The sequence below is a fragment of the Kitasatospora sp. P5_F3 genome, assembly GCF_054049135.1.
This window is the reverse complement of record NZ_JBFUMY010000035.1, coordinates 91,040-97,230: the sequence shown is the minus strand read 5'-3', so window position 1 is coordinate 97,230 and position 6,191 is coordinate 91,040. Positions and strand designations below refer to the sequence as shown.

The window sequence follows — 6,191 nt, the reverse complement described above, 5'->3', positions numbered from 1 at the left end:
GGAGGGTACCGGTCCGGCCGCACCAACGGCGGCTGTCAGGTGCTGTAGACGCCGACCTCGTACAGCGAGTAGCCCCACTGCGTGCCGCGCTGTACCCCGTGCACCCGCACATATCGAGCCGGCACCCCGGCGAACTGCGCCGTGTCCAGACCGCCGTCACCGGTGGTGGTGGACCAGACGGACTGCCAGGTGGCGCCGTCGGTGGAGACCTCGATCCGGTACGCCTTCCCGTACGCCCGCTCCCAGGCCAGCGTGACGCGCTTGACCAGGTGCTCGGAGCCCAGGTCGATCTGCAGCCACTGGTCGTCGCTCCAGTCGCTGGCCCAGCGGCTGCCCGAGTCACCGTCCACGGCCCGGCCGGGCGCGTAGCTGGTGAACGGGTTCCACTCGGCCGAGCCGGCCGAGGCTGCCGAGCCGGCGGCCAGGTTCACCCCGGCCCGGTGCTGCTCGGCGGCGCCCCAGGTGCGCAGGTAGGACTCGGCGCCCTTGAACAGGTCGTCGACCACGCCCTGGCCGCCGACCAGCCTGATGTCCTCGATCCAGTCCGGCACCAGGCCGTAGTGCGCGGCGCCGTCGGTGTTGATGTCCCAGGTGCGCTGACCGGCCGTCTGACGGTCGATCACCGAGCCGCCGTCGGCGCTGCGGAACGGGTACTTCACCGGGTTGGCCGTGTTGGCCCCGCGCGGGCCCGGCCAGCCGCCGACGCCGTTCATGTCGGTGCCGTAGCCGTAGCCGACGTTGTACTTGTCCCGCAGCGCGTCGGTCCGCTTGGCCTCCGCGCTGAACGCCTCGGCGCCGTTCATGTACTGGGCGACGAACCCGCCGAGCTTGTAGACCCGCTCGATCCAGTCCAGGTCCATCCAGCTGTGCGAGGAGAGCGCGCCCGGGTAGGACTGGGACTCCATGATGTCGAAGGCCTGGCCGGCCGCCTTGACGCTCATGTGGTCGAGCTCCAGCATCATCTTGCGTTTCATCATGCCGCGTACCGCGTACTCACCGAGCTCGGTCAGGCCACGGGTGTTGCACTGCGCGTCGCCCGCGTAGGAGGGGACGGCCACTCCGGCCGGCAGCTCCTGCTGGGCGGTCGGTGCCGGGACCAGGCCGATCGGGTGGTCGTGCTGCGGTCCTGCGCACTTCTCGGTCTGCCAGAAGGTGCCGGTGGACAGGAACTGGCCGACGTTGATCGCCGTACCGAGCGCGCCCTCGTCGAACCGGACCCCGCACAGCGCGTTGTCGAGCTTGTGGCAGAGGAACATGCTGCGCACCCCGAGCCCGTACAGCTCGTCCAGGCCCCGGTCGATGTCCGCCTTGCTGCACTGCCCGACGTCCAGGATCTGCTTGCAGCCGAACGGCTCGGAGGTCTCGACCCCGAGCACCACCGCCAACTTGCCCTGCTGGATCACCTGCCGGGCCTGCGCGGTGTCGGTGACGATCCGGAACCAGCCCTTGCCCGGGCCGCCGTACATGGTGTCGATGTACGCCTGCATCTCGTACGTCTTCTGCGCCTGCAGCCGGATCGAGGTCATCTCGTCGCAGCTGCGGTCCTTGAAGAAGTACACCGAGCAGATCACGCCGTTGGTGACCAGGTCGTTGACCAGCACCCGCTCGCCACCGCGCCAGGCCCGCTCGACCCAGGCGTAGTAGTTCTGCTGGTGGGTCATCGAGTCGTGCGCGGGCCAGTCCTTGAAGGTCGGCCAGCCGTCCGGGTCGTGCCGGCCGTCGCCGCCCTTGGTGATGTAGTCGAACACCGCCAGTGAGCCGTCGGGGTAGTGCTCGGGACAGTCCTTCAGCGCGTCGGCGACGCCGAGTTGGGAGAACGGCTTGCCGCAGATCAGCCGGCCGCCGAACGCCTCGTTGGACATCAGGTGGTCGTGCGCGTCGACGAATCCCCGGACCTGGCCGTTGGCGTCCGTCCCCTGGAAGGGCGCGCCCGTCACGTTGATCCCGGAGTCGGGTGTCGGACGGGCGGTCGGCGTCCACCAGTCGGTCTGGGCCGCCGCCCCGGGCATCGGGACCAGCGCCATGGCCACCAGGGCGAGGAGCAGCGAGAGAACCGCCAGGAGTCTGTGCCTGCTGTGCGCGTGTCTAGTCATGATCACCACTCAGTCGGGATCCGCGTTCACGGTGTGACGAGAATCCCGGCTGTTGGACTCCGAGTCAACAGTCCGGGACAACTGACCTGATAACTCGTCACCACCGCCAACTCGCGCGCAGACCACCCGAGATGGGAACCCCTACCCCTCGGCGCGGCCGCGGTGGGGCCGGCCGTCGGTGCCCCGGAGCACCGACACGATGCCGAGACCTGCGGCGCAGACCGGCACGGCCAGCAGGGCGCCGAGGATGCCGGCCACCCCGGCACCCGCCACCACGGCGAACATGATGGTGGCCGGGTGCAGTTCGACCGTCCGGCTCTGGATCACCGGCTGCAGGACGTTGCCCTCGATCATCTGCACGGCGAGCACGACGCCCAGCGTCCAGAGCGCGGTGCCCAGACCGCCGTCGGCCAGTGCGACCAGCACCGCGACGGTGCCGGAGAGGAAGGCCCCGACGAACGGGATGTACGCGCCCATGAACACCAGCGCGCCCAGTCCCGGCGCCCCGGGCACCCCGAGGATCAGCAGGCCGATGGTGATGAAGGTGGCGTCGATCAGGGCGATCAGCGTGGTGCCGCGCATGAAGCCGGCCGTCGCCTTGAACGCCTGCTGCCCGCAGGCCACCACCGTCTCGGCCTGCGGCTGCGGCACGACCGAGCGGACCAGGTCGGCCGTGCGGTGACCGTCCCGGAGGAAGAAGAACGCCAGGGCCAGCGCCAGCACCGCGCCGGTGATCATCTGGGTGGCCAGGCCGAGCCCGGAGAGCACCCCGTTGGCCACCGACGTGACCAACGAACTTCCGCTCCCCGCCGACTGGGAGAGCGCGAACTGGATCTTCTCCCCGATCGGGCCGAGCCAGTCGGCCAGCTTGTCGCCCGCGTCCCGCAGCGCCGCCGCGATCTGCGGGGCGCTGTGCACCAGGGAGTTGGTCAGGATCGCCAGCACCCCGAAGACCACCAGCACCAGCACCGCACAGGTCAGCGCGGCCGCCAGGCCCCGCTTGACGCCGTGCCGGACCAGCCAGGGCATCACCGGGTAGAGCAGCGCGGTGGCCAGCAGCGAGAGGACCATCGGGATGGTGGCGGCGCGCAGCGCGACGATGGCGTACACCACCAGGGTCGCCACCCCGATGAACAGGATCACCGCGAGCGACCAGGCGGCGGTCGCCCGGACCACCGGGGGGAGCATCTGCTGCGCCGACCGGCGGTCCTCGGGGCGGACCGCCGGTGACTGCTCCACCTGCCCGGGCTCCGCTGACATGCCTGCTCCTGTGCTAGCGCTGTTGATCATCCCATCTCAGCACAGGATCTGATGAAATGTCCGTTTAGGCGCGGTCGGTACGGTCGGTGCGGTCGCTGCGGTCCAGAACCCGGCGCAGCAGCGCGACCCGGTTGCTGGTCACCGAGGCCACCCCGGCCCGCAGCAGCCGGGTCATGGTCCGCCGCCGGTCCGCCGTCCAGGTGCTGACGGCCAGTCCGGCCCCGGCGGCCTCGGCCACGTACTCGGCGTCCACCAGGCCGAACGGCGGGTTGAGGTAACGCGGCCGGACATCGGCCAGCAGGGCCGGGACGGGCAGCCGGGGCAGCTTCCAGGTGAGCGACAGCTCGGCCGCCGGGTCCAGCTCCCGGACCGCCAGCATCGCCCCGACCGGGCCGCAGTAGCCGACCAGTTCCTCTGCGCCGAGCCCGGCCACCACGGCGTGGGCGGCGGCGGCCGGGCCCGGGTCGTCCAGGTCCACCAGCAGGCGGGCGCCGGGCCGTTCGGCCACCGCCTTGACCGCCTCGGCCAGCGTCGGCACCCGCAGGCCGGGCCCGCCGACCTGCTCCAGCTCGGCCAGGGTGACCCGGCCGACCCGGCGCGGGTCGCCCCAGAGCCGCTCCAGGGTGAGGTCGTGCAGCAGCACCGGGACGCCGTCCCGGGTCAGCTGGACGTCCACCTCGACGGCGTCGGCCCCGGCGGCGAGCGCGGACTCGACCGAGGGCAGGGTGTTCTCCCGGTGGCGGTACGGGTCGCCCCGGTGGGCGACGGCGAGCACCTGCTGAGCCATGGTCAGCTCCGCTCGACCACGACGTTGGTGGACTTGATCACGGCGGTGGCCGGGGCCCCCGGCACCAGGTTCAGCTCCTCGGCCGACTCCCGGCTGATCAGCGAGACCACCCGGAACGGTCCGGCCTGGATCTCCACCTGGGCGGCGACGTCGCCGAGCACCACGTTCGTGACGATCCCGGGGAACCGGTTCCTGGCCGAAGAGGGACGGCCCTCCGCCTCGGCGTTCTCCGGCTTGGCCAGCTCCCGCGCGAAGGCGGCCAGCTCGGCCCCGGCGACGATCCGGTGCCCGTGCTCGTCCCGCTCGGCGACCAGCCGCCCGGCGTCCACCCAGCGGCGCACGGTGTCGGCGCTGACGCCCAGCATCGCGGCGGCCTCGCCGATTCGGTACGGATTGACCGGCCGGTCCGCCTGGCCCATGAGCTGCTCCCGTGCTGTGACTGTGCACTGCTGCTGTCGCCGCCATCCTGCCGTATCGGGGGGCTGGTCAGCTAACGGTCAGTCAGCCATTTTTCGGCATTAAACTGAACGAATCGGGCACGATGGAATCCATCAGCCCGTCGCAGATCCAGGAGGAGCAGTTCATGGCACCCGAGCCCGTCCCGTTCTCGTTCATCGCCGAGGCGGACCGGTACCAGAGCAACATCGCGCCGCCACGGCGCGAGCGTCGCTCGGCCCGGGCGGTCTGCGGCGGGGTGCTGATCACCATGGTCCTGATCGCCGGGCTGGTGGCCGCCGTGGCGCTCGGCATGCCGGCGCTGCGCCCGCCCTCCGTCGGCTGACCCGGCGTCACCACGCCCACTACTACGGCTACGGCTCGCCGAACAGGTCCCGCCGCACCGCGTCACCCGCCGTCAGCACCGCACCCGCGAGCACCGCGCCACCCCCGGCCGACCCGGCCCGCACCTCGGTCCGGAACGGTGAGAGACCGGCCAGCCGCCGCTCCACCAGCGCGGCCAGCGCGGCGCCGCCGGCCCGGCCGATCTCGCCGCCGAGCACCACACACCCGGGGTCGATCACCACGCAGACGGCGGACACCCCGATCGCGATCCGCTCCGCCAGCTCCGCCAGGAAGGCGGACTCGCCCTTCTCCAGGGCGGACCGCAGCACCCCTTCGGCCTGCTCGACCGGCCCGCCCGGCGGGACCTCCAGGCCGTGCTCCCGGGCCAGCGCACAGATCGCCGCACTGGAGACCGTCGAGTGGAAACCGCCGTCGCAGCCGGTCGCGCTCGGCAGCACCTCGGTACCGGGCACCGGCAGGAAGCCGATCTCCCCGGTGCCACCGGAGGCGCCCCGGCGCAGCCGGCCGTTCAGCACCACCGAGGCACCGACGCCGTGGCCGAGCCAGAGCAGCACGAAGTCCTCCCGGCCCTGCGCGGCGCCGATCCGGTGCTCGGCGATCCCGGCCAGGTTGACCTCGTTCTCCAGGATCACCTCGGTCTCCGGCTGGGCTCGCAGGGCGTCCAGCAACTCGGCGTGCCAGCGCGGCAGTTTGCCGGAGTTGTTCAGCACGCCGGTGGCCGGGTCGACCACCCCGGGGGCGCCGACCGCCACGGTGTGCAGGTGCCGGACCCCGGCCTCCGCCGCGGTGCTCAGCAGCGTCCGTACGGTGCGCTCGGCCAGATCCTCGCCGTACTCGGGGCCCGCCGGGATCTCGGCGGTGGCCAGCGTACGGCCGGTCAGGTCGGCGATCACCAGGGACACCCCGGTGGAGCGGACGTCGATGGCCCCCAGGTGCGCCCGGTCGGCCACCAGGGCGTACAGCCGGGCGTTCGGGCCACGCCGCTGTTCGCCGCTCTCGCCGACCACCGCCACCAGGCCGCCGCGCTGGAGCCGCTCCAGCAGGTCCGCCACGGTGGGACGGGACAGGCCGGTCAGGTCCCGCAGTCCGGGTGCGGTGAGCGGGCCGTGGGCGAGCATCAGATCGAGCGCCAGTCGATCGTTGATGGCGCGGGCGGTGCTCGGTGTGGCCGTGCGCGCGATGGTCATGGAGAGGCATCCTTCCAGAGCTATCTATCAGGGTACCTGCCTGATAGTTTGTCGGACAGTCAT

Annotated in this window: 6 protein-coding genes; 1 reads left to right on the top strand and 5 read right to left on the bottom strand. The window is 71.9% G+C overall.

Features of this window, described 5'->3' with window-relative positions; translation table 11 throughout:
* Positions 1 to 35: 35 nt before the first annotated feature.
* The 4 genes from ACXJMZ_RS22110 to ACXJMZ_RS22095 form a co-directional block, all read right to left on the bottom strand.
* A complete protein-coding gene (locus ACXJMZ_RS22110) occupies positions 36 to 2,093 on the bottom strand; it encodes a galactose-binding domain-containing protein (RefSeq protein WP_457031795.1) in 2,058 nt (685 codons plus the stop codon).
* Between the two features lie 141 nt (positions 2,094 to 2,234).
* Positions 2,235 to 3,353, bottom strand: a complete 1,119-nt coding sequence (locus ACXJMZ_RS22105; protein WP_457031794.1) for an AI-2E family transporter — start codon at positions 3,351 to 3,353, stop codon at positions 2,235 to 2,237.
* 64 nt (positions 3,354 to 3,417) lie between these two features.
* Positions 3,418 to 4,140: a glycerophosphodiester phosphodiesterase gene (locus ACXJMZ_RS22100; protein ID WP_457031793.1), complete on the bottom strand. Its 723-nt coding sequence runs from the start codon at positions 4,138 to 4,140 to the stop codon at positions 3,418 to 3,420.
* 2 nt (positions 4,141 to 4,142) lie between these two features.
* Positions 4,143 to 4,559: a TOBE domain-containing protein gene (locus tag ACXJMZ_RS22095; protein WP_405020944.1), complete on the bottom strand. Its 417-nt coding sequence runs from the start codon at positions 4,557 to 4,559 to the stop codon at positions 4,143 to 4,145.
* A gap of 164 nt (positions 4,560 to 4,723) precedes the next feature.
* Between ACXJMZ_RS22095 and ACXJMZ_RS22090 the strand changes: the two genes are divergently transcribed.
* The gene (locus ACXJMZ_RS22090; RefSeq protein ID WP_457031792.1) at positions 4,724 to 4,921 is read left to right on the top strand and encodes a hypothetical protein; all 198 of its coding nucleotides are present in this window, start codon (positions 4,724 to 4,726) and stop codon (positions 4,919 to 4,921) included.
* Between the two features lie 28 nt (positions 4,922 to 4,949).
* On the opposite strand, the gene ACXJMZ_RS22085 is transcribed toward ACXJMZ_RS22090, so the two are convergent.
* Entirely contained in the window at positions 4,950 to 6,128 is a 1,179-nt protein-coding gene (locus ACXJMZ_RS22085; protein ID WP_457031791.1) for an ROK family transcriptional regulator, read from the bottom strand.
* Positions 6,129 to 6,191 lie beyond the last annotated feature (63 nt).